Here is a 24,318-nt window from a genome sequence, read left to right on the forward strand (position 1 = left end):
ATTTCCTTTATTTTTTAAACCATAAATCATTCAAAAATCCAGAAAAGATCAAGAATGACAGCATGACGACATGGAAGGTAACAACCATGCCAAGCAACTGAATCCAGCGATTCTCAGGTAGAGCAGTCTTCCCTGCTTTTTTCCGTTCCTTATTAAGCGTTTTTTTCTTGCGAATCCAAGCGTCATTGATGACCAAACCTAATCCATGAAAGAGTCCATAAGCGATGTAGTACCAGGTCACACCGTGCCAAAATCCCATAATCAGCATATTTACAATATAGGCCACACTTGAGGTTACATTGCGATTCTTAAAGACCTTCTTTCTGGTCAATACCATGACCATTCGCATAAAGACAAAGTCACGGAACCAGAAAGAGAGACTCATGTGCCAACGATTCCAAAATTCCTTCAAATCCCTTGATAAAAAGGGCTTGTTAAAGTTGATGGGGCTACGGATTCCCATCAAGTTTGAGATGGCTAAGGCGAACATAGAGTAACCTGCAAAGTCAAAGAAGAGCTCAAGACCAAAGGTATACATGACCGCTAAAGCATAGAGATTAAAGAAACCACCTGACTGCAAGGCTAGATTCTTCAGAGGAGGCAACAAGGTCTCTCCTAAAACATGAGCCAGGATAAACTTATACAAAAAGCCCCACATGATATAGCGAACAGATTCATCCAGCATATCCATCAACTCATCCGGCTCAGGAATGGTCTGATAATTTTCATTAAATCGCTTAAAGCGATCAATTGGACCACTCGAGAAAGTCGGCATAAAGAGAAGGAAACGGAGAAATTCCCAGAGGGTAAAATCTTTAATCACCCCATCTCTCAGCTCGATGATAATCCCAAACGAACGAAAAGTCAGGTAAGAAATTCCCAAAAATCCAAGCAAAGACTGCGTTCCATTGATAGCCGGCTGCACCTTGACAAAGATAATCGGGAGAAGGGACAGAAAACTAACTAGGTAGAAAACCCACTTGTCATCCTTACTTTTTCGATAGTGCTTGTAGAAAAGCAGGAGCAATATCTCCCAGCAAAGGTAAATACCCAAGGCAGCCAATTGATTGGTCTTCCCACCTACCAACATGGTGACGATAAAGAAAAGACTAACCAGCACTTCATACCAGGCAAAGCGTTTCTTGAAAAAGAGACCGATAAAGATAGGCAAGGTTGCAGCAATCACATAGACAAAATACTGAGGATTGCCGTATGGCTCTAAATGAGGAAGCTGTTGAAAGAACTCCATCATCTCTGATTCACCTCGTTAATCAATCCTTTGATGTCAATCTTTCCATTTGGAGTCAGTGGCAAACTGTCTCGGTAAAGGAATTTAGACGGCATCATGTAGGACATCATGATATCTGTTAAATCTTCCTTGATAGCCTTGGTAATATCAATATCTCGCTCAAACTGCTCACGCACACCGTCTTTTAAGATGACATAGGCCAGCAGATTTTGTACCTTGTGGTCCTTGTTATAACGTGGCACAGCTACAGCAGACTCGATAAAGCGAGACTTATTGAGGTTTTGAGAGACATCTTCTAACTCAATGCGGTAACCGTTAAACTTAATCTGGAAGTCCATGCGTCCGCCGTAGAGAAGCAAGCCTTCATCTGTCATAGTTCCCACATCTCCTGTATGGTAGGCTGGCAGACCTTCAAACTCAAAGAAGGCTTCTGCCGTTTTTTCAGGATTGTTCATATAACCTTTTGAAACGGCTGGTCCAGAAACAATGATTTCTCCCTGTTCACCATTTGGCAGTTTCTTGCCGTCCTCGTCAATGATAAAGGTTGGAGAATCAGCCTTGGTATAGCCGATTGGTAGGCGTTTGAGAGTCGCTAACATCTCGTCTGTCACAGCAACTGCTGACAGGGCTACTGTCGCTTCTGTTGGGCCGTAAGCATTGATAATACGGGCATTTGGGAAACGCTCGCGCAGTTTTTGAGCCGTTTTAACCGTCAATTCTTCGCCATCAAAGTAGAAATGCGTGATTCCAGGCATTTTCTCACTATTAAAGTCTTCTGACAACATGGCCATATCCGCAAAAGAAGGGGTTGATGTCCAGATAGCGATTGGCAATGAAAAGATGGTCGCAAAGAGTTGCTTAAAGTCCTGAGTAATAGCTGAAGGAAGAGCGAAGAGCGTACCACCCAGTGCCAAGGTCGGCGCCCAGTACATGACAGACAAGTCAAAAGAATAAGGTGGCTGAGCCAGCATTTGCGAACGACTTGGCGTCGCAAATTCCTTGTCCGTAATCATCCAATTGGTAAAGCTGAGGAGGTTATCATGGGAAATCTGTACTCCCTTTGGCTTACCAGTCGTACCAGAAGTAAAGATGATGTAGTAGTTATCATCACCCTTGACTGGATGCGTGATCTCATAGCTAGTCCCTTGAGCAAAGGCTTCTTGCACCTGAGCTAGATTCATCATTGGCGTAGAAACCTGCTCCAATGGAAAGTCTGAGATGGCAATAATCAAGCTTGGCTCTGCTACTTCTAAAATAGCTGAAACTCGCTCCAAGGCCGAATGGCTATCAATTGGAATATAGGCATGTCCTGACTTAGTCAAGGCTACAAAAGTTGCCAACATTTCATATTCTTGGCCACCAAACACAACCACAGGAGACTTCTCTGGCAAGTCTAGTTGATCAATGGCTGCAGCTAAACTATCCGAATCAGCCTTTAAATCTCCATAAGTGTGTTCCTGCCCCAAAACATTGTAAACAGGATAGGTAGGCTGTGTCTGAGCAAAATGCTCAATGGTTTCAATCATATCTACTATTGGTTTATTTGACACAATAGGAATTCTCCTTCAAGTTAAAATTCATTATAGATAAAGCTTCCTTGACCCTGACCAAGATAGCTAAAAAAGTAAAGCAGCCCTAGAAAGATAAGAAAATACAAGGCTGTCCGACCAAGAAAAAGGTACAATTCTTTTCTTTGTTTCATCAAGAAAAACCATTCATTTCTGTAATTTTTGCTAAATAAGACGAACTCTTACTATAGTATTTTTCTACCATTGTACCACTTTATAGGGTAATTTTTCAATTGTTTGCCGTACATTTTCACTAGATTTCAGCTTATTTTAAGGATTATGCGGTTTTTCTATGTATATTTTAAAAAAGCCTGAGATACTCATCTCAAGCTCTATTTTCTAAATTAGAAAAGTGAGAATACAAGCACGGCCAAGGCTGCACCGATAACAGGTCCCACAACTGGAATCCAAGCGTAAGACCAATCTCCGTCTCCCTTGTTTGAAATTGGCAAGATGCTATGCATGATACGAGGTCCAAGGTCACGCGCAGGGTTCAAGGCACAACCTGTTGTTCCACCTAGTGATAGAACGATACCGACAATCAAAGTTCCCACTGCGAAGGTTCCGATTCCTGCTTGAAGGTCATAAAGTCCCAAAGCAAAGATTGTTAATACCAATACAAAAGTTCCTAGGATTTCACTAATCAAGTTTGATACAGTATCTTTTATAGCTGGTCCAGTACTGAAGGTTGCCAGGATATTGCCTGCATTTTCTTCTGCCTCATAATGCGGTTTGAATTGCAACCAAACCAAAATCTGACCCAGCATAGCCCCTGCGAACTGAGCTAGGATGTATGGGAAAACGGAAGCCCAAGAGAGCGTTCCTTTTAAGGCCATCGCAAACGTTACAGCTGGATTTAGGTGGGCTGGGCTGAGCGTGCCAGATACAAAAGCCGCAACGGCTACAGCAATTCCCCAACCCATAGTAATCACAATCCAACCTGCATTGTTGCTCTTGGTTTTAGGAAGAACCACACCTGCAACAACACCATTTCCTAGAAGAATCAGGATTAAAGTCCCCAAAAATTCTCCAAATAATTCTTTCATCATATCGTTGTCTCCATTTTAAAGAAGGAGAGGGAAGGCAAGGAAGGCTTGTCTCCCTCTCTTCTAGTTTTTCTTAATTTTTCAATTCCGCTAGATCGTTGTTAGCAAGGGCTGCTTCAACATCCGCACGGTAAGTTGCTTTCTCGTCTTCTGTCCAGTCATAGAATCGTCCCATTTCATCTAAAACTGGCTCAACGATGCTATCCAAACTATCACGCATAAAGAGCATGTGGTTGGTACGACGAAGGAGGAAGTCAACTGGGCTAAGAGCCAACTCATTGCGCATTGCATAGTGAAGTGATAAAGTATCTGCCAAGCTGAGTCCTGGTGCTTGTTCTAAACTATGAGCAAGGGCAAAGACTTTCGGTACATTTGAACCATAGAGATTTGCGAGATAGTGAGCTTCCTTGCTATCCAATCCACGTGACACTCCAAGTTGCGCAAAGGCTTCGATTTCTGAATCAACATTTGCTGGGTTCAATTCCCCACCTGAAACAGGGTAAGTCTTAGAGTTGATAAGTTTAAAGCTACGGTCAAATTCTGCTTTGAGGATGTCAACCACGCGCTCCATAGCTCCTTCAGCCATCTTACGGTAGTCTGTGATTTTACCACCAGCAAGGGTCAAAAGGCCATTGTCATCACGATCCAAGCTCGAACCACGAGAAACTGCAGATGGGTCCAAATGTTTCTCAGATGTGCTGCTTTCAAGCTTGCTGACAGCAGACTCAACATCTTCACGCGTTTTTTCTTTAGAGAGATAAGATTCGACAGTCGCGATCAAGTTGTTAAAGCTTTCATCACTGATAGTTCCGTTATTTCCGCCATTGTAGTCAGAAGCGCTATTGCCTGCGATCAATGGACGAAGACCTGCCCAGCTGCTTTCGATATCATCGATAGTAATGTTAGCTTCTGGGAAGCGGTTGTTAACAATGCCAAGTAGGTAATCCACATCTTCCTGAGTCACTTTTGGATGTTCCAAATCACCTGTGTAGTCTGTATCCGTTGTACCAAAGTAGGTCTTGTTTTCACGTGGGAGAACAAAGACCATACGGCCATCACCCAAACCTGTATCAAAGTAAACCGGCTGTGAAACCTTGATCTTGCTTGAATCCACTACCAAGTGAACTCCCTTGGTTGGACGCATTTGTGAGAATTGTGTTCCCTTATTAGACAAGTTACGTACTTTATCACTCCAAGGACCTGTTGTGTTAATCACCAGACGGGCCTTGATTTCAAAGACTTGGTCTGTCAAGAGATCACGAGCTACAACACCTGTAATCTTGCCACTTTCGTCAAAGAGGAAGCCTTCTGCCTTCACGTGGTTAGCAATGAGGGCACCGTCTTGGTTGGCACGTTTGATATTTTCAATCACGAGACGCGCATCGTTGTTACGGAAGTCAAGGTAAACCCCACCTCCTACCAAGCCTTCTTTCTTCAAGTTTGGCTGGCGTTCCAAGACTTCTTCCTTACTCAAAACCTTGTTAGCAGCTGGGGTGTTGTTAACTCCTGCCAAAAGGTCATACAAGTCCATAGCTACTTTAAGACGGAAGAGGCTAAAGGTCGCTCCATCTTCATCGTAAACTGGTAAGAGCATTGGGTCTGGTTTTGGAATGTGTGGAGCGATTTGTTGAACCACTGCACGTTCTGAAACAGTATCTGAGACTACTTCTACGTCAAATTGTTTGAGGTAGCGAAGACCTCCGTGAACCAATTTTGTTGAACGGCTGGATGTTCCTTCTGCGAAGTCCTGCATTTCAATCAAACCAGTCTCAAGACCGCTAGCCGCTGCCTGCAAGGCTACACCAGCCCCTGTGATTCCTCCACCGATAATCAAGAGGTCCAAGGTACGTTCCTGCATTTTTTGAATTGATAATTCACGTGTTTTCTTTGAAAATTCCATATTTACACACTTTCTAACTAAGTCGCTTTATTCTTCCAGTATTATACTCTTCGAAAATCTCTTCAAACCACGTCAGCGTCGCCTTGCCGAATGTATGGTTACTGACTTCGTCAGTTTCATTTACAACCTCAAAGCAGTGCTTTGAGCAACCTGCGGCTAGCTTCCTAGTTTGCTCTTTGATTTTCATTGAGTATTAGTCATCGATTTCCGCAAAGACTTGCGTTGCTTTTACAGCCTTCTTCCAGCCCTTGTAGAGTTGTTCCTTGCGAGATTCGTTCATAGATGGCTCGAAGAGCTCTCCTGTCTCGTTCAAGAGTTTCAACTCATCCAAGTCTTTCCAATAACCTACTGACAAACCTGCTAGGAAGGCTGCTCCTAGGGCTGTTGTTTCCAAGTTTTTGGCGCGTGCGATATCGATTCCCAAAATGTCAGCTTGGAACTGCATGAGGAAATTGTTCATAGCTGCACCACCGTCTACTTTCAAGACTTGGATAGCTGTCTGAGCATCCACTTGCATGGTGTCGATGATGTCACGTACTTGATAAGCAATAGATTGCAAAGTCGCCTTGATAAAGTCTTCTTTACTTGTTCCACGAGTTAAGCCAAAGACAGAACCGCGAGCGTTTTGGTTCCAGTATGGAGCACCTAGACCTGTAAAGGCTGGAACGACATAAACTTCATCATTGTTGTGAGAATCACGAGCGTATTTTTCAGATTCTGGTGAATTTTCAACCATTCGAAGACCGTCACGAAGCCACTGAATAGCACTTCCTGCAATGAAGATAGAACCTTCCAAGGCATAGTAAACCTTGCCGTTAATTCCGTAACCAATGGTTGTCAATAGGTTGTTTTCAGACAACTGCATCTCTTCACCAGTATTCATGATGATGAAAGAACCTGTTCCATAAGTATTTTTAACCATACCAGGTTCAAATGCCAACTGTCCAAAGAGGGCTGCTTGTTGGTCCCCAGCCATACCTGAGATTGGAACTTCTCCACCATAGAAATGGAATGGGGCTGTCTTACCGTAGATTTCAGAGTTAGAACGAACTTCCGGAAGCATAGCCTTTGGAATGTTGAGGATTTCCAAAATCTCATCATCCCATTTAAGTTCTTTAATGTTATAAAGCATGGTACGAGCTGCATTTGAGTAGTCCGTCACGTGAGCCGCACCGTCAGTCAATTTCCAAACCAACCAAGTATCGATGGTACCAAAGAGCAATTCCCCTTTTTCTGCTCGCTCTTGAGCGCCTTCTACATGGTCTAAAATCCAACGAACCTTGGTAGCAGAGAAGTAAGCATCGATGATCAAACCAGTCTTTTCATGGAATTTTTCCACATAACCTTGGCTTTTTAGTTGCTCAGCCAGAGGAGCTGTCTGACGTGATTGCCAAACGATAGCATTGTAGATAGGGAGCCCTGTTTTCTTATCCCAGACAACCGTTGTTTCACGCTGGTTGGTAATCCCGATTGCTTCGATTTGATTTGGCTTGACACCACTTTCGATGAAAGCTCCAGCAATAACTGACTGAACAGAGTTCCAAATTTCATTGGCATTGTGCTCTACCCAACCTGCTTGAGGAAAAATCTGAGTAAATTCTTTTTGACTCGAGCTGACCTTTTCTCCTTTTTTGTTAAAAATAATGGCACGAGAACTTGTAGTTCCCTGGTCAATGGCCATGATGTATTTTTCTTGTGACATGTGCTGTCCTCCTGATAAAGATCTTGAGGATGTCTCCTCTTTACAGTAACTAGTATACAAAATAAAGCGCTTTCTTGTTTATCAACTTTTTTTAATTTTTAAAAAAATGTGAGGAGATTGTGTGAATTTCACAAAAAGACCTGGAACAACCAAGCCTTTTAAGTGAATAATAACTGGCGAATCGCTGCCAAATCCTCCAAATCCAAGTCATTTTTTAAATAATAAACTGATGTTTGTTCCTTCTTATGAATCGGGTTATTGGTAACCAGCAAATCATAATGCCGAGTTCGGTCATAGGCTTCAATGGTGATAAAACGATTGTATTCCAAATACCGTTTTAAAATGGCTGCCATCCTTGAAAAGACAAGAAAACCAGATGTCAAATCAAGACCAATCCGCATATGTTGGCCACCGTTTTCAGCCATATATTCGATTAACTGGAGCCATTCCCAGAGAATCTTCTTATCTAGGTCTGTCCCCTGTTGAAAGGCAGGTAGAGCATGAAAAATCTCCTCTGCCGTTCCCCTAAAATCATGTTCCATCAGCAAATAAGGATGACGATTCTCTAACTGATACTTGTAGCGATCCTGTAAGATATAACCCTTATATAGATAGACTTGAGCACAAAGCTGACTAAGTTCATAGGTAACGTGATCCTCTGTATAATCACCCAGCAACTCCTCCTTCTTCATTTCTTGAATCAACTGTGTCAGCAAATCGGCCAACTGCCCTCCAAAACCAAGGATATATTCCATAGTATGAAGAGGAAGAATGCGATGAGATAGGAGGAAAGAGAAGAAAATCATCATCTCCCCATCCTCAGTTCCTAGAGGAAGGTGTTGTCCAGCAAAAAAGGACGGAGCCTTTCTCAGCAAACGAAGGTAGAAAATATTGTCAAAATACCCTCGCATTTTCTCTTCTATCACTTGGAACTGACAAGCATTAACCCGAAGACGCTGTTGACTGATATGAGCCCAGAGAACCAAGTCCAATTTCTGACCCGAAGACAAACTTGCACCGCAGATTTCTTCTAAAGTGGCAATCTCCTGTTTTCTCTCTGGTTTCTGCATGTGGCTTTCCCATTCCTGACTCGACCAAACCTTGCGGAAAAGACAGAAATAGAAATAGCGAATCTGATGCTCTGGACCTCGCCACCGTCCATTTTGGATGGATAAATCAAATTCTGACAAAATCTGATTTAAACTAGCCAAGTGGCGGCCAAGCGTAGCCTCGCTAATCATCAATTCTTGAGCCAGCTGATGGGCTAAAAACTGTTGGTGGTAGAGAAGATAGACCAAAATCTGGTATTTAACAGCATTCTCCAAAAACAAGCTCCGGATATCTCTCCCCTTGGTCGCTGCACCGATCGATAGACGCAGATTTTCATCTTCTAAGTGAATATTCAGCTCTAAGCCACTATCCAAAGCCTTGTCATTGAGAAGGGTGACATATTTGGTTAGGGTTGCTTTTGAAAATCCTGTTTCCTCCATTACAGCCTTGACAGTCGTCTGAGACTCTTGTAATAGAAAGGAAAGGATTGAAAATTGGCCAGATTCAGCCTTTTCCATCAAGTCTCCTAAATACATTTGTTACCCCTTTCATTTTCTACCTTAAGCATAGCATAAATCTTACAAATGCTGAAATAATCTGTTTCTCTTTTTATTTTCATGCTGATTTCCTGGTCCATTATCCTAAAAATCAGCAAACACACGGCTCCCCCTTTGGGCATTTTTATGCTAAAATAGTAGCTATGGATAAAATTATAAAAACAATATCAGAAAGCGGAGCCTTTCGTGCTTTTGTCCTTGATAGCACAGAAACCGTCCGCACTGCTCAAGAAAAACACCAAACCCAAGCTAGCTCAACTGTAGCGCTTGGTCGAACTCTTATCGCTAGCCAGATTCTCGCAGCCAATGAAAAAGGAAATACCAAACTAACAGTTAAGGTATTGGGATCTAGCTCTCTAGGTGCTATTATCACCGTCGCAGATACCAAGGGGAACGTCAAAGGCTACGTTCAAAATCCTGGTGTTGACATCAAAAAGACTGCAACTGGTGAAGTTCTAGTTGGACCTTTTGTTGGAAATGGTCAATTCCTCGTTATCACAGACTACGGTACTGGAAATCCTTACAACTCTATGACTCCCCTTATCTCTGGAGAAATTGGTGAAGACCTTGCCTTTTACCTGACTGAAAGCCAACAAACACCTTCAGCAGTCGGTCTCAATGTCCTTTTGGACGAAGAAGACAAGGTCAAGGTTGCAGGTGGTTTCCTAGTCCAAGTCTTGCCGGGAGCCAAGGAAGAAGAGATTGCTCGCTTTGAAAAACGCATCCAAGAAATGCCAGCTATCTCGACCCTTCTCGAAAGTGAAGACCATATCGAAGCCCTCCTCAAGGCTATCTACGGTGACGAGGTCTACAAGCGTCTTTCTGAAGAGGAAATTCGTTTCCAATGTGACTGTAGCCATGAACGCTTTATGAACGCTCTTGCTAGCCTTCCAAGCTCAGACTTACAGGAAATGAAAGAGGAAGACCACGGAGCAGAAATCACTTGTCAATTCTGCCAAACTACCTATAACTTTGATGAAAACGACCTGGAGGAACTCATTCGTGACAAATCTTAATACACCTTTTATGATTGGCAATGTTGAGATTCCCAATCGTACTGTTTTAGCGCCTATGGCTGGCGTGACCAACTCAGCCTTTCGTACTATTGCAAAAGAGCTCGGAGCTGGACTCGTTGTCATGGAAATGGTCTCTGACAAGGGAATCCAATACAACAACGAAAAAACCCTGCACATGCTTCATATCGATGAAGGCGAAAACCCTGTCTCTATCCAACTTTTTGGTAGTGATGAAGACAGCCTAGCACGCGCAGCAGAATTCATCCAAGAAAACACCAAAACCGATATCGTGGATATCAACATGGGCTGCCCAGTTAATAAAATCGTGAAGAACGAAGCTGGCGCTATGTGGCTCAAGGATCCAGACAAGATCTACTCTATTATCAACAAGGTCCAATCTGTCCTTGATATTCCACTTACTGTCAAAATGCGTACCGGCTGGGCCGACCCATCTCTGGCAGTTGAAAATGCCCTCGCTGCTGAAGCAGCAGGTGTTTCTGCCCTCGCCATGCATGGCCGTACCCGTGAGCAAATGTATACAGGTCATGCAGACCTTGAGACCTTGCACGACGTAGCTCAAGCTCTGACCAAGATTCCATTTATCGCCAACGGTGACATCCGTACAGTCCAAGAAGCCAAACAACGCATCGAAGAAGTCGGTGCTGATGCAGTTATGATTGGCCGAGCTGCCATGGGAAATCCTTACCTCTTCAACCAAATCAACCATTACTTTGAAACAGGAGAAATTCTACCTGATTTGACCTTTGAAGACAAGATGAAAATCGCCTACGAACATTTGAAACGCTTGATTAACCTCAAAGGAGAAAACGTAGCAGTTCGTGAATTCCGTGGCCTCGCTCCTCACTACCTCCGTGGAACATCTGGCGCTGCCAAACTCCGTGGAGCTATTTCACAAGCTAGCACTCTGGCAGAGATTGAGGCTCTCTTGCAGTTGGATAAGGCTTAAAATGGTTCATACTGCTCTACTGATTATCGATATGCAAAAAGCATTTGATAACCCTATCTGGGGAGAACGGAACAACCCTCAAGCTGAACAACAAGCATTGAGGGTACTGGCATACTTTCGTAAACACGCTCTTCCAGTCTTACATGTTCAACACATATCTGACAATCCCCAGTCGCAATTTCATAACAAACAAAATCAGGAGTTTAAAAGTGGATTTGAACCAGTTGCTTCAGAACCTGTCTTTCAAAAAACGGTTAATAGCGCCTTTATTGGAACAAATCTTGAAACATATTTACGAACAAATCAGATTTGTCATTTAGTCGTTGTTGGTTTGACCCTGCCTCATTGTGTATCTACTACGACACGAATGGCAGCAAATCTTGGTTTTGAAGTCACTTTACTAGCAGATGCCACTGCCAGTTTTACCCTATCTAACAAAAACGGTCAGGCCATCTCTCCTGAGACTATCCATGAGATTAATCTCCTTTCTCTACAAGATGAGTTTGCTCAAATTCTTACTACAGAAGAATTTTTAACCCAAGTACAAGTATAAAATAATCCGTCAACTCTTATTGAGCTGACGGATTTTCTTTGACTGTAAAAATTCAAATACTGAGGGTTATTATTGACTCAAAGCAACACTGGAAACCTTACCATCCGCTCCTGTTGTAATTTGGATGATTTTTCCTCCACCGATTTTGGCATTATACTTACCATCATCAAGAGTATAAGAATAGCCTTTGATAGAATAATTTTCTTTCTTTCCATCAGAAGATTCTACTGTAAATTGACCACCTGATGAAACTGTGATAGTTTCGCCATTTGCTCCCTTCCAATTGCCCGCTGCAGCTGAAAAATCACCATCTACCATGGTTAAAACACCCTTGTAGCGTTTATTTTGCTCTGCTTGTTTGTCTTGAAGTTTGCGGTCAGTTGTAGGATCATAGCTTGATTGGTTAGACTGGGCTTGAGGAGCTTGTTGAGTTGAAGGAGTCTGAGCAGAAGTTTGTTGACTAGCCGCCTGTTGATTAGACACTTCTTGACCCTGTCTTTGCTCTGGTGCAGGTGCCGCTTGTGATGGCGTTGCAGTTGCTGAAGATTGATCAGTAGATGCCTTAGCCTTTTCAGATGAAGCTGAACTTGAGGACTTCTGAGTCCTGCTTTCTTTGCTAGCAGAAGCTGCTTTAGAGCTTGATGATTGGCTTGTCTTAGCGGAACTGCTTGCTTGAGTTGTTTCCTTTTTATTTCCACAAGCTCCTAATAGCAAGGTAGAAGCCAATACAGTTGCTGTCATCAATTTGATATAGGTTTTCTTTTTCATTTTTCTACTCCTTTGTAATATTTTAGAAATATAAAGAAATCTTTTTGTAATGTAATTGTAACATTATGATTTAAATATGTCAACAATTTATCTAAACTATTTTAAAAATCTCACATAATTTAGATACATTTACTCCTCCTACTCTTCTATTCGTAATAAAACAGAAAAACAGGAGATTTTCCTATTAAAAATTTGAATTTGTTTTTGTGTAATCGCTTGCAACTTTAAGCGCAAAGGAATATAATAACATTGAAATAGAATATAGGAGGTGCACTCTTATGCTAAACAAGTATTACAAATATCTGCCTTGGTTGATTGTGGCAGCTATTGGCTCTTATCAATCAGCAACTTACTATGCGCGAACTGCATTTGATGTCTTCTATCTGACTACAATCTTTTTGATTGTTTATATCGCTTTGTTATTTTTACATGAGAACTATCTCAAGTATAGATACAAAGACTTCTTTACTCACATGATGAGTAATCCTAAGAAGGATAGCCACCCATAAAAGTAGTCGTAAGAGAAATTTTATCTCATGACAGTAAACAAAGAGGTCGGGAACTTTTCCCGACCTCGCTTTTTATACAATATCAAATTTTAACTGGCCTGCTTTGACACCAATCTTAAGTGTGCTACCTGCCACCAAATCTCCCTTAAGAAGAAGTTCTGCCAACTTGTCTTCCACTTCTGTTTGTAGGGTTCTGCGAAGTGGACGAGCTCCCATCTCTGGGTCATATCCTTGATTTGCCAACAATTTCAGTGCGGAAGCTTGTAATTTCAAGTCAATGCCTTGTTCAGCCAAACTTGCAATTAAAGGTTTGACCATAATCTTCACCACTTCCTGCATATGGTCGCTAGACAGACTATGGAAGACCACCTTTTCATCAATACGATTGATGAATTCCGGTCTATAAGCCTTTTTCAACTCTTCAAACATGCGTTTTTCCATATTTTCCTGGTCAAAACGAATATCCTTAGCCCCAAATCCGACAGTCTTGTCATCCCGAAGGGCTGTCGCACCAAGGTTTGATGTCATGATGATAATGGTATTTGAAAAGTCGACCTTGCGTCCCTTACTATCAGTCAATACACCGTCATCCAAAACCTGCAAAAGGACATTAAAGATATCTGGGTGAGCCTTCTCTACCTCGTCAAAAAGGAGAACAGAATAGGGCTTGTTGCGAACCTTCTCGGTCAACTCCCCACCTTCTTCATAACCTACATAGCCCGGAGGAGCTCCATTAAGACGGCTGGCTGCAAATTTCTCCATATACTCACTCATATCAAAGCGGATAAGAGCTGATTCATCATCAAAGAGAACTTCTGCCAGAGCCTTGGCCAATTCGGTCTTCCCGACACCCGTCGGTCCTAGGAACATAAAGGAACCAATCGGACGCTTGTGACTGCGAATCCCTGACTGATTGCGGCGAATCGCACGGCTAATGCTTGAAACTGCTTGATCTTGACCGATGACACGTTTATGCAATTCAGCTTCCAAGTTAAGGTATTTCTTAGCGTCCGTCTGAGTCAGTTTTTGGACTGGAATACCTGACAAACGACTCAAGGTGGTCAAAATATCAGACTCTGTCACCAAGTCTTTATAGACAGGCACTTCCTCTTCTTTTGCGATTAGCTGAGCTGCCTGTTTCCACTTGCCATCCATCAAGGCCTTGTCAGCTGGACTCAAGCCAGAATCATCTGCTTTTACATGCTTTGCCTTATTTTGCACTGTTGCTGCTGCCTCATCCAAGAGATCGATAGCAGAGTCTGGCAAGTGACGACTAGTCAAGTAACGATGGGCCATCTTGACGGCTGTTTCAACCGCTTCATCTGTGATTTGCACACGGTGATGTTTCTCATAAGTCGCCTTCAAGCCTTGTAAAATGGTCATGCTGTCTGCCACACTTGGCTCTTCAATCGTCACTTTTGCAAAACGACGAGAAAGGGCTGCGTCTTTTTCAATGTGTTTTTGGTATTCTTCCTGAGTGGTGGCACCAACCGTTCTCAAAGTTCCACGCGCCAAGGCTGGCTTCAAGATATTGGCCGCATCCAGAGTTGAATCAATCCCGCTCCCAGAACCCATGATAGTGTGGAGTTCATCGATAAAGAGGATGACTTGACCATCTGCTTCAATATCCTTGATGATATTGTTCATACGTTCTTCAAAGTCACCGCGGAAACGTGTCCCTGCCACGACATTCATCAAATCAAGCTCCAACACGCGCATCTTAGCCATTTCCGCAGGTACATCACCACTAGCAATACGCTGGGCAAGACCAAGCGCCAGAGCAGTTTTCCCGACACCAGCATCCCCAACCAAGACAGGATTGTTCTTGGTCTTCCGGCTCAAGATTTGAATCATACGGGAGATTTCCTTGTCCCGACCGATGACTGGTTCTAACTTGCCAGAGCGCGCTTGCTCTGTCAAATCATGCGTATAGTCCTCGAGACCACCGCTCGGAGTCTGCGGCATGCCCATCATATTAGCCATAGAATTTTGCTTGTCAGCTACTGTACGATGACGTTGGCGTAAAGCCTTGAGGTCTTCACGAGTCCAGCCTGCCCGTTCTTCTAAATTTCGACGAAGTGCAGCAATCTTAACCTGATTTTTCTTGTCTTCATAAGAAAAACCAGCCCTCTCCAAAATACGAGTCGCCAAGGCATTCCCATCATGCAAAATCGCATAGAGGACATGCTCTGTTCCCAGCACCTTAGCATGGACCACTGACGCCACATATTCTGCTTCATCAAAAAGGACCTGCAAACGATGAGAAAACGGCAATTCCGTAAAAGTTTCATCCTGGCTATAGTCTGTTTCAGTCAGTTCCAAAGCCACCTCTTCTAAACGGTCCATCTCATATGGATAATCATTTAAAGTCGCCCCTGCCACACTATAACTGTGATTGGACATGGCAATCAACAAATGCCAAGACTCTAGATAACGAGCTCCAAAATGGCCAGCAACCATGTAGGCACTTTCGATACATTCATTCAACGCTTTTGAATAGTTCATCTTACTTCCCTTTTCTATCTACCTCTTGTATGACCTGTCGTAGCATGTTTGCTCGAAGGACTGGTGCTTCTTCTCCTAGAACGCGATCCAAAGCTACTGATACTAGCAAATTCATCTCCTGCTTGGTCATCAATTCCTGCTCAACCAAAAGCTGCAGAATATCCTCATAAATTTCTTGACTGACCCGCTCACCAATCGAGTAAAGCAAATCGCGGAGCATTTCATGATGACTAGAAAACTCAATCCGTCCTATACGAATGTAGCCTCCGCCACCACGCTTACTTTCAACCAAGTAGCCTCTACTTTCCGTAAAGCGTGTCTTAATCACATAGTTGATCTGACTAGGAACGACCTGAAAAGTATCTGCTAACTGACTCCGTTGCAACTCCACAATACCAGATTGATCTAAAATCGCCTTGATGTAGGCCTCAATATGATCCGATGTATTTTTAAATCTCATTACAAACCCACCTCTCTCTTTAAACCTTGACTATCTTTGACTATTATACCGAAATTTTCTCATTTTTAAAAGAAAAAGGGCGCTGGTAACGGATAATCTTCACCAACTCCCTATTTTCTACTTATCTAAGCCCAATTCTGCCAAGATTTGACGTTTGTAGGCAATCTTTTGAACCTCTTTGTCCTCATCTTCAGACCAATCTAGTTTAATTTCTGAAACAATCTGCCCAGGGCGATTTTTCAAGATATAGATGCGGTCGCTGAGACTGAGGGCCTCCTCGATACTATGCGTGATAATCAATGTTGTCAGTTGCAACTGCTTATGAATCTCCAGATACCAAGCATGGAGTTCCATCTTGGTCATCTCATCCAAAGCGCTAAAGGCCTCATCCAAGAGAAAGAGCTTGTGCCCGAAAAGGTAGGTACGAAGCAAGGCTACACGCTGGCGCATCCCACCGCTGAGTTCATGAGGATACTTATCCCGTACAGCTGTCAACTGAAAGGTCGCAAGAATTTCATCTGCGCGAGCAATAGCTTCTGCCTTATCCACCTTTTGAATCAAGAGGGGCAGGATGATATTGCCAAGCACGGTCTTGTGCTCCAAGAGTAGATCCTTTTGCAACATATAACTCACGCGCCCCTTGGGATTTTCTTCACCATCAAGGACAATTCGCCCTAACTGGACTTCTAAAATCCCCGCAATTAAGTTGAAAAGCGTAGTCTTACCAACACCACTTGGGCCTAGGATAGAAACCACTTCACCTGAAGTTACCTGCAGGTTGATATCCTCTAAAATTTTCTCCTGACTGTAGGCATAACTGACGTGTTCTAGTCTAATTTCTGTCATTATTTCACAAATTCGTTGGTAAAGCCTTTGTCTGTCAAGTCTTCTTTAAGGATACCATTTTCTTTATCCCATTTGTAGAAGGCATTCCAACGAGCTGCATCAAATTGCCCCCATTTTTCCTTGTCGCTTGCGTATTCTTTTGACAAGTATTTTTGAGATTCGATGACAAAGTCACGTTTTTCCTTTAGTTCAGGTGCATTTTTGATGAGGATATCAGCTGCTTCCTCTGGATGCTCCATAGCATATTGGTAGCCTTTTTTGATGGCTTGGATAACTTTGCGAGCTTCTTCTTTGTTGTCTTTGAGGTAGTCGTTGTTGGCGATGATAACTGGTGAGTAGTAGTCAAATTCTTTAACGTAGTCTTTCAAGTACATAAAGTTAGCATCTACACCTTGAGATTTTGCAAGAATTCCATCCCATCCATAGTAGATCCAAGCAGTGTCAAAGACACCATTAGCGATTGGTGTGATAGAGTTTGAGTCATTATTTGGTACTTTTTCTACCTTCTCAAAGTCTCCACCTTGTGATTCTACCAAGGTTTTCAACATAGCAAGTTCCGTTGGGTCATTCCATGTCCCGTATTTCTTACCAACCAAGTCTTTTGGACTAGCTACATTGTCAGATTTACGAGAGATGATTCCTGATGTATTGTGCTCTACGATAGCTGCAACAGCAGTAATTCCTGCCCCTTTTTCCAATTTTTTAGCCATGTAGTCTTGGAAATACACTGCAAATGGTGCCTTTCCGTTGATAACCAAGTCAGAAGAACTTTCTTCTGGTGGCAATTTCAAATCAACATCCACTCCAGCTTCTTTGAAATAGCCTTTTTCCTTAGCCACATAAAGCCCTGTGTGGTTGGTATTTGGTGTCCAGTCTAGGATAAAGTCGATTTTCTTGAGTTCTGCCTCTTTGTTGTCCTTAGAAGCAGTTCCTTGACCACAGGCCACAAGCACAACAGCTACAAGAGCTGTCACAAGCGTTAAAAACACTTTCCATGTTTTCTTCATTTCAATTTCCTCTTTTCTTTTTCAGAAACATCCTTTTTATTATGAACGTTTCCATTTAATAACATATTTTTCACTAATATCGACCAACTTCATACCGAGAAGGCTGATAATCGATACCAGAATAATAATAGCAAACATGGTATCATACTGAAACAGTTTCTTGGACTGAATCATATAAACACCAAGACCCTCAAAGCCTCCCAACCACTCAGATACCACTGTTGTGATAAAGGCGTAGGAGACACTGACCCTCAGACCTGCATAAAAATAAGGCAGACTGACTGGAATTTTAAAATGCCAAAGAATTTGCCAAGGCTTGGCCCGCATCAGACTAAACAAGGTCAGCATATCCTTGTCACAATGCCTAAAGCCGTCCAAAATACTGACGATGATAGGGAAGGTTGTCGTCAAGATAATCAAGACAATCTTTGGCAAAATCCCATAACCTAGCCACAAGACCAGAATAGGAGCTATAGCAATGGTCGGGATAGTCTGAACAACCACCATCATAGGGTAAATCAGGTCATTAAGCCAAGTCAAACTGTCCATGAGCACAGCCATGAGACAGGCAATCAAGACTCCCAAAATTAGACCTAGCAAAGCCACTCTCAAGGTCGCCCAGCTATGGTGCCAGAGAAATTCTCTATCACGAACAAAGGACTGGAGAATTTCAAGAGGTGTCGGCAGGATAAACTTGGGGAGAAGTTTAAGAAAACCTGCTAACTGCCAGATGGACAAGACCCCTAGAAAGCCCAACAGACTAATATGTCGTCTCAGTATACTTTTCAAGTTTCTCATCAATACTTAAAATCTCTCCTACATTTATTTTGACATTGGCAAAGACATTGTCTGCTTCCTGCCCTGCCACCTCTAGCGCTTCTTTGAGAATACGCATAAGCTCATCAAACTCCCCTTCCAAGACCGTTTCAAATGGTGTCACCACCATCGTCACTTCTTGAGATTGCAGATAAGCAATGACTTGATCGATAACAGCAATCCGATCAATCTCCTGTGATAGGGGTAAAATTTGCAAGGCGATGCTTGCTTTCATAAGAACCTCCTCTTCTCGTTTTCCTTTGACAAAAAGAAAAACCTTTACCATATATGGAAAAGATCAAAAATAGACTAAGTATCGTTCCCTACGCTGGCATTACCCAGATCAGGTGCGGTCGAAGCTTAACGCTTCCTCTCAGACTGTACACAGACTCCCATATATTATATGGACATATGATAGCGCAAAACAAAAAAAATGTCAAGGAAACTGCTTACAGAAAAGAGTAGGAAATTTTCCTACTCCAATTTTCTATACTCGTTCTCCATCACTATTTACTCTATAGCCATCCACCGTCGTATTGACAGCTAATGCGCCTGAAGAGTAAGAATAATACCACTTACCAGAGACTTGATACCATCCTGTTTTCATTGCTCCTGAACTATCCAGATAATACCACACTCCATTTTCCTTTAACCATCCTGTCTGCATTTCACCAGATGATTTCAAATAATACCAGCTAGAACCGTCTTTCAACCATCCCGTTGATTTAGACCCATTTGATTTGAAATGATACCAACTACCATTTACTTTCTTCCAACCAACAGTTGAACTACTATTGGATCCATAGCTAGAGCTATTTCCTGATTGATTCTGATAATTCTGTGAAGAAGTCACACTCTCTAGCTGGATATAGCGACGACTTCCATTATAAGCCGTATAACTCAACCACTTGTATCCATCTTTTTCGAGAATTTGATCATAATGAACATTCTCCCCAGGATAATAGTAATCAATCGCAGTTGCGCTAGCTAGAGGCTGATTTTTGATAGCAGCCTTAGCCTTAAAATAATGTGTTCCCCCTGTTGAAGTTGAGGATTGACTATTTCCAATACTGCCACCAGCCAAATCTTTAAAATGAATAAAACCAGTCATAGTATTGGCCTTCACGACGCGCTTGTTATAAGATTCTCTTATTCCATAGTTGTATTCTTCAATCTCAATCTCATCGCCCACTACATTTGACACCCAAGCAACATGACCATAAGTTCCTGCAGTAGACCAAGCAATGGAGCCAATAGCTGGTGTATTGTCTACACGATATCCTTCACGACGAGCACGATAGCCCCATTCATTCGCATTTCCATAAGCCACTGGAATCTCAAAACTATTGACATTACTCAAACGAAAGGCTGCAAATGAAGTACACTGACGAGAATACATCCGCCATTTATCAATCTCCTGGCTCCCATTTTTATAATAAACAGGATAATCATCCCCACGCGCAATCGAGCCATTTCCTCCCGAATAGGCAGATACACTATTACCCGCTGCTAACATCAATCCTACTACTAAAAAAGGAACAACCTTTTTAACTGATTTTCTAAAAGAAAATCTTGTCTCTGTTACTGTAAATGGTGAAATTTTCATTCATCCTCCTTGAAAAATAATATAAGTCGAAGATTGCCTTCACTTAAACTATTCGGAAAAAAAAAGAAAAAGTGAGAAAATTTCTCACTTTAGTCAAGATAATGAATCAAATTCTTTTCGGTAAGGATATCTGAATAAGTAAAGGATTCAACGTAAACATTAGCTTGTTTATCTCCTTCAACGTTCCCAAATTCCACGATAAATAGGGATGGATAAACCTCAATCAACTTACCCAATCTATTTTTTTGGCGCTTACGGCCATTCTCCAAAGTCATTTCAACAACTTGTCCCTCATGTGCCTTGATTTCTTCTTTGATTTTTTTCATCTTGGCTACATCTGTAAATGCATCTGACATCTTATGCCTCCCTCTTTGAGATACTTGAAAATTTATTGTATTCTTTTTGGAAAATCAATTCCACCGTTCCACGAGCTCCACTACGGTTTTTCTCGATAATAACTTCTACCTTATTATTTGGTATACCTTCCTCTTCTTCACCACCACGCTCATAGTAATCTTCGCGATAAAGAAAGGCAACGATATCCGCATCCTGCTCGATAGACCCAGATTCCCGAATATCAGACAAGACTGGTCTCTTATCCTGACGTTGTTCTACACCACGAGACAACTGACTCAGAGCGATTACTGGAACCTTCAGTTCCTTGGCTAGGATTTTCAACTGACGTGAAATTTCTGAAACCTCTTGTTGACGGTTTTCTCGACCAGTTCCCGTGATAAGCTGCAAATAGTCAATCAAAATCAAACCAAGATTTCCAGTTTCTTGAGCCAGTTTACGTGAGCGCGAACGAATTTCCGTGATCCGAATCCCTGGAGTATCATCGATATAGATACTCGCGTTGGCTAGGTTCCCTTGAGCAATGGTATATTTTTGCCACTCCTCATCGGTCAATTGACCTGTACGGATAGAATGTGATTCCACCAAACCTTCTGCAGCTAACATACGGTCTACCAGACTTTCCGCACCCATTTCAAGCGAAAAGATAGCTACCGTCTTGTCCAACTTAGTCCCAATGTTCTGAGCAATATTCAAGGCAAAGGCTGTCTTACCAACCGCTGGACGAGCTGCTAGGATAATTAACTCCTCCTCATGAAGTCCAGTCGTCATATGATCCAAATCACGATAGCCCGTAGCAATACCTGTAATATCCGTCGTTTGTTGAGAGCGAGCTTCCAGATTTCCAAAGTTAACATTCAATACATCTCGAATGTTCTTAAATCCACTTCGATTTGCATTTTCACTGACATCAATCAGTCCTTTTTCTGCCTGAGCAATGATTTCATCAGCTGGTTGCGAAGCCTCGTAAGCTTGATTGACAGACTCTGTCAACTTGGAGATTAATCGACGTAGCATGGCCTTCTCTGCAACAATCTTGGCATAATACTCCGCATTAGCAGAAGTTGGCACAGAATTGACAATCTCAACCAAGTAAGACAGGCCACCAATATTATGTAAATCACCTTGATTATCAAGAATGGTACGAACCGTTGTTGCATCTATAGCATCGCCACGATCGGATAAATCGACCATAGCTTGAAAAATCAAACGATGGGCATACTTAAAAAAGTCCCGAGACTCAATATATTCTCGCACAAAAACAAGCTTACTCTCGTCAATAAAGATAGCCCCTAAAACGGATTGCTCAGCTAAGATATCTTGAGGTTGTACTCGTAACTCTTCTACTTCTGCCATCAGACTTCCCTTCCTTTTACAATCTTGTCAAGAAGGTGTAAATTTATCCTTCTTTCACACGAAGATTGATTACACTTGTGATATCTTGATAGATTTTCACTGGTACATCAATCAATCCAACTGCTCGAATCGGAGCTTGTACTTGAATATGACGTTTATCAATCTTAATTCCAAATTGCTTTTGCAATTCTTCTGCAATTTTCTTATTGGTAATAGAACCAAAGGTACGGCCATCTGGACCAACCTTTTCAACGAATTCTACAACCGTTTCTTCTGCTTCTAGTTGGGCTTTAATTGCTTTTGCTTCTGAAATCATCTCAGCGTGAGCTTTCTCTTCGGATTTTTGTTTACCACGAAGTTCACCTACAGCTTGAGCAGTCGCTTCTTTGGCTAGATTCTTTTTGATAAGAAAGTTTTGCGCATACCCTGTTGGTACTTCCTTAATTTCGCCTTTTTTACCTTTTCCTTTGACATCTGCTAAAAAGATTACTTTCATTCTTCTTTCTCCTTTTCCTTTATTTCATTTAATACAATTTCTGTCAGTTTTTCACCTGCTTCTGACAAAGTTAAATCCTTAATTTGAGCTGCTGCTAAATTAAAGTGGCCTCCACCTCCCAGCTCTTCCATGATCCGTTGTACATTCAATTTACTACGACTTCGAGCTGAGATAGAGATAAATCCTTGTGTATTCTTCGCAAGAACAAAACTCGCTTCAATACCTGACATAGCTAACATGGCATCTGCTGCCTTACTAATAACAACTGTGTCATAGCATTTCGAGTCCTTAGCCTCTGCTATGAGTACATCTGAACCTAATTTACGCCCCTGTAAAATAAGTTCATTGACCTCACGATATTCTTCAAAATCTGTCGCAGACATTTCCTGAATAGCAATACTATCACTTCCGCGCGTTCTGAGATAGCTAGCAACATCAAATGTCCGACTGGTAACTCGCGAGGTGAAATTTTTAGTATCCAACATCATACCAGCCATCAAGACACTTGCTTGCATACGAGTCAGACGATTTTTCTTAGAATTTTGGAACTGGATCAATTCCGTTACCAACTCACTGGCACTACTTGCACCACTTTCGATATAAGTGATAACTGCATTATCTGGAAAATCCTGATCCCGTCTGTGGTGGTCAATAACGATGGTTTGGGTAAATAAATCATAAAATTCTTTTGATAATGTTAAGGCCGTTTTTGAATGATCTACAAGAATCAACAAAGAACGATTGGTCACCATCCCCATTGCATCCTTAACAGACAACAACTTCGTAACTCCTTCTTTTTCTAAGAATGAAACAGCTCGTTCAATATCTGGTGACATTTGATCTTCATCGTAAAGAGCATAGCTATTTTCAGTCACATTGCTGGCAAACAGCTGCATACCTACAGCAGAACCCAAAGCATCCATATCTAAATTTTTGTGACCAACTACAAAAACCTGATCTACACTCCGAATCTTATCTGAAATAGCTGTCATCATAGCGCGCGTACGGGTACGGGTACGCTTGATTGAAGCAGCAGACCCACCACCAAAATAAATTGGATTTTTAGTTTCGTCATTTTCTTTAACAACCACCTGGTCGCCACCACGAACTTCAGCCAAGTTCAAGTTGAGCAAAGCAACTTTCCCTATTTCATCATGATTTCCATCACCATAAGAAAATCCCATACTTAAGGTCAATGGCAACTGTCTCTGTTTCGACTCTTCTCTGAAAGCATCGATAACAGAAAATTTATCATTCATTAGTCCCTCAAGTACTGTGTAGTCCGTAAATAGATAAAAACGGTCCATACTCACTCGACGGGAGAACATGGCATGCTTCCCAGCAAATTCTGAAACAAAATTGGCTACAAAACTATTGATATGACTGATATCAGACTCCGATGTTTCATCTTCTAAGTCATCATAGTTGTCAACGGAGACAATCCCAATCACAGGTCGACTCGTTACTAACTCAACAGTCGCTTCGTATTCTCCAGACACATCAAAGAAGTACAGAACTCCAGATACCTTGTCCATATGAACCGAATAGCGGATCTCACCCAAGGTGGCATAAGAACCTGGATTCCCCACAGAAGCCTTGATAATTGTTTGAATTAATGCCACATCAATTTCGCCCACTTCATTCGTCAAAATCAATTCAGCATAAGGATTAAACCATTCAACTTCACCAGATGATAAGTCTAATTTAATAACTCCAACAGGCATCTGTTCTAACAAGGTTGTCAAACTATCTTCAGCTTGATGGTTTACATACTGGATTTGTTCTACTTCACTCTTTGAGTAGTAGTCTCTCTGATGAATGAATAGTAAAATATATGAACCCAAAATAAGTAGTAAAAGAAATAGCGTTACTAGTGTATTCGTTACAAAAACAAGTTGCACAGATAGCACTCCGAACGCCACTATTCCTAATATTAAGGGGAAAATAGGACTTACATAAAATTTTTTCATTCCAAACCTCTTGGCAC

The 24,318-nt window shown here is 42.0% G+C and carries 23 protein-coding genes and 1 riboswitch; of the genes, 4 read left to right on the plus strand and 19 right to left on the minus strand.

Features of this window, described 5'->3' with window-relative positions; translation table 11 throughout:
- Positions 1-7: 7 nt before the first annotated feature.
- The 7 genes from dltB to JQ841_RS01785 form a co-directional block, all read right to left on the minus strand.
- On the minus strand, positions 8-1,252 hold the full coding sequence (dltB, locus tag JQ841_RS01755) for a D-alanyl-lipoteichoic acid biosynthesis protein DltB (protein WP_203179930.1): 1,245 nt from the start codon (positions 1,250-1,252) through the stop codon (positions 8-10).
- Entirely contained in the window at positions 1,249-2,799 is a 1,551-nt protein-coding gene (gene dltA / locus JQ841_RS01760; protein ID WP_203179931.1) for a D-alanine--poly(phosphoribitol) ligase subunit DltA, read from the minus strand. The genes dltB and dltA overlap by 4 nt, the downstream gene beginning before the upstream one ends.
- A gap of 20 nt (positions 2,800-2,819) precedes the next feature.
- Positions 2,820-2,951, minus strand: coding sequence for a teichoic acid D-Ala incorporation-associated protein DltX (locus JQ841_RS01765; RefSeq protein WP_000813667.1), 132 nt, complete (start codon positions 2,949-2,951; stop codon positions 2,820-2,822).
- A 210-nt stretch (positions 2,952-3,161) separates the two neighbouring features.
- Complete coding sequence (locus JQ841_RS01770) at positions 3,162-3,866, minus strand: MIP/aquaporin family protein (protein ID WP_020902151.1); 705 nt, start codon at positions 3,864-3,866, stop codon at positions 3,162-3,164.
- 70 nt (positions 3,867-3,936) lie between these two features.
- Positions 3,937-5,763 (minus strand): type 1 glycerol-3-phosphate oxidase, encoded by a 1,827-nt coding sequence (gene glpO, locus JQ841_RS01775; protein ID WP_084862640.1) that lies wholly within the window; start codon positions 5,761-5,763, stop codon positions 3,937-3,939.
- Positions 5,764-5,956: 193 nt separating this feature from the next.
- Complete coding sequence (glpK, locus tag JQ841_RS01780; protein WP_020902154.1) at positions 5,957-7,465, minus strand: glycerol kinase GlpK; 1,509 nt, start codon at positions 7,463-7,465, stop codon at positions 5,957-5,959.
- A 158-nt stretch (positions 7,466-7,623) separates the two neighbouring features.
- Entirely contained in the window at positions 7,624-9,051 is a 1,428-nt protein-coding gene (locus tag JQ841_RS01785; RefSeq protein WP_203179932.1) for an AcpB/EbpR/MafR family transcriptional regulator, read from the minus strand.
- Between the two features lie 164 nt (positions 9,052-9,215).
- Between JQ841_RS01785 and hslO the strand changes: the two genes are divergently transcribed.
- Genes hslO through JQ841_RS01800 form a run of 3 tightly spaced genes read left to right on the plus strand, consistent with a single transcriptional unit; the run spans position 9,216 to position 11,608 of the window.
- Entirely contained in the window at positions 9,216-10,088 is an 873-nt protein-coding gene (gene hslO / locus JQ841_RS01790; protein WP_061864793.1) for an Hsp33 family molecular chaperone HslO, read from the plus strand.
- The gene (dusB, locus tag JQ841_RS01795; protein WP_033678731.1) at positions 10,075-11,055 is read left to right on the plus strand and encodes a tRNA dihydrouridine synthase DusB; all 981 of its coding nucleotides are present in this window, start codon (positions 10,075-10,077) and stop codon (positions 11,053-11,055) included. Before hslO ends, dusB begins: the two co-directional genes overlap by 14 nt.
- Before the next feature lies 1 nt (position 11,056).
- Positions 11,057-11,608, plus strand: coding sequence for a cysteine hydrolase family protein (locus JQ841_RS01800; RefSeq protein WP_203179933.1), 552 nt, complete (start codon positions 11,057-11,059; stop codon positions 11,606-11,608).
- 69 nt (positions 11,609-11,677) lie between these two features.
- On the opposite strand, the gene JQ841_RS01805 is transcribed toward JQ841_RS01800, so the two are convergent.
- Positions 11,678-12,376, minus strand: a complete 699-nt coding sequence (locus tag JQ841_RS01805; RefSeq protein ID WP_203179934.1) for a hypothetical protein — start codon at positions 12,374-12,376, stop codon at positions 11,678-11,680.
- Between the two features lie 278 nt (positions 12,377-12,654).
- Here JQ841_RS01805 and JQ841_RS01810 point away from each other — a divergent pair, with 278 nt between their 5' ends.
- A complete protein-coding gene (locus tag JQ841_RS01810) occupies positions 12,655-12,885 on the plus strand; it encodes a hypothetical protein (protein ID WP_203179935.1) in 231 nt (76 codons plus the stop codon).
- Between the two features lie 72 nt (positions 12,886-12,957).
- Here JQ841_RS01810 and JQ841_RS01815 read toward each other — a convergent pair whose 3' ends face one another.
- The 11 genes from JQ841_RS01815 to JQ841_RS01865 all read right to left on the minus strand — a co-directional run bounded on the left by JQ841_RS01815 (position 12,958) and on the right by JQ841_RS01865 (position 24,301).
- Positions 12,958-15,390 (minus strand): ATP-dependent Clp protease ATP-binding subunit, encoded by a 2,433-nt coding sequence (locus JQ841_RS01815; RefSeq protein WP_203179936.1) that lies wholly within the window; start codon positions 15,388-15,390, stop codon positions 12,958-12,960.
- A gap of 1 nt (position 15,391) precedes the next feature.
- Positions 15,392-15,850 carry a CtsR family transcriptional regulator gene (locus JQ841_RS01820; RefSeq protein WP_084950639.1) on the minus strand — a complete coding sequence of 153 codons (459 nt, stop codon included), beginning with the start codon at positions 15,848-15,850 and terminating at the stop codon, positions 15,392-15,394.
- A 117-nt stretch (positions 15,851-15,967) separates the two neighbouring features.
- Positions 15,968-16,696, minus strand: coding sequence for an ABC transporter ATP-binding protein (locus JQ841_RS01825; RefSeq protein ID WP_203179937.1), 729 nt, complete (start codon positions 16,694-16,696; stop codon positions 15,968-15,970).
- Positions 16,696-17,703 (minus strand): ABC transporter substrate-binding protein, encoded by a 1,008-nt coding sequence (locus tag JQ841_RS01830; RefSeq protein ID WP_049501969.1) that lies wholly within the window; start codon positions 17,701-17,703, stop codon positions 16,696-16,698. The genes JQ841_RS01825 and JQ841_RS01830 overlap by 1 nt, the downstream gene beginning before the upstream one ends.
- Positions 17,704-17,742: 39 nt before the next feature.
- Entirely contained in the window at positions 17,743-18,501 is a 759-nt protein-coding gene (locus tag JQ841_RS01835) for an ABC transporter permease (protein WP_001245134.1), read from the minus strand.
- Positions 18,464-18,754: a thiamine-binding protein gene (locus tag JQ841_RS01840; RefSeq protein WP_203179938.1), complete on the minus strand. Its 291-nt coding sequence runs from the start codon at positions 18,752-18,754 to the stop codon at positions 18,464-18,466. Before JQ841_RS01840 ends, JQ841_RS01835 begins: the two co-directional genes overlap by 38 nt.
- Positions 18,755-18,822: 68 nt before the next feature.
- A riboswitch (TPP riboswitch) is annotated at positions 18,823-18,925 on the minus strand.
- A gap of 81 nt (positions 18,926-19,006) precedes the next feature.
- Positions 19,007-20,125, minus strand: a complete 1,119-nt coding sequence (gene cbpD, locus JQ841_RS01845) for a choline binding-anchored murein hydrolase CbpD (RefSeq protein WP_203179939.1) — start codon at positions 20,123-20,125, stop codon at positions 19,007-19,009.
- Positions 20,126-20,214: 89 nt separating this feature from the next.
- Complete coding sequence (locus tag JQ841_RS01850; protein ID WP_001278169.1) at positions 20,215-20,481, minus strand: Veg family protein; 267 nt, start codon at positions 20,479-20,481, stop codon at positions 20,215-20,217.
- 1 nt (position 20,482) lies between these two features.
- The gene (dnaB, locus tag JQ841_RS01855) at positions 20,483-21,835 is read right to left on the minus strand and encodes a replicative DNA helicase (RefSeq protein WP_203179940.1); all 1,353 of its coding nucleotides are present in this window, start codon (positions 21,833-21,835) and stop codon (positions 20,483-20,485) included.
- A 43-nt stretch (positions 21,836-21,878) separates the two neighbouring features.
- Positions 21,879-22,331 carry a 50S ribosomal protein L9 gene (gene rplI, locus JQ841_RS01860; protein ID WP_203179941.1) on the minus strand — a complete coding sequence of 151 codons (453 nt, stop codon included), beginning with the start codon at positions 22,329-22,331 and terminating at the stop codon, positions 21,879-21,881.
- Positions 22,328-24,301 carry a DHH family phosphoesterase gene (locus tag JQ841_RS01865; protein WP_203179942.1) on the minus strand — a complete coding sequence of 658 codons (1,974 nt, stop codon included), beginning with the start codon at positions 24,299-24,301 and terminating at the stop codon, positions 22,328-22,330. The genes rplI and JQ841_RS01865 overlap by 4 nt, the downstream gene beginning before the upstream one ends.
- Between the last annotated feature and the right edge of the window lie 17 nt (positions 24,302-24,318).

Source organism: Streptococcus mitis (assembly GCF_905187535.1).
GTDB lineage: Bacteria > Bacillota > Bacilli > Lactobacillales > Streptococcaceae > Streptococcus > Streptococcus mitis_BS.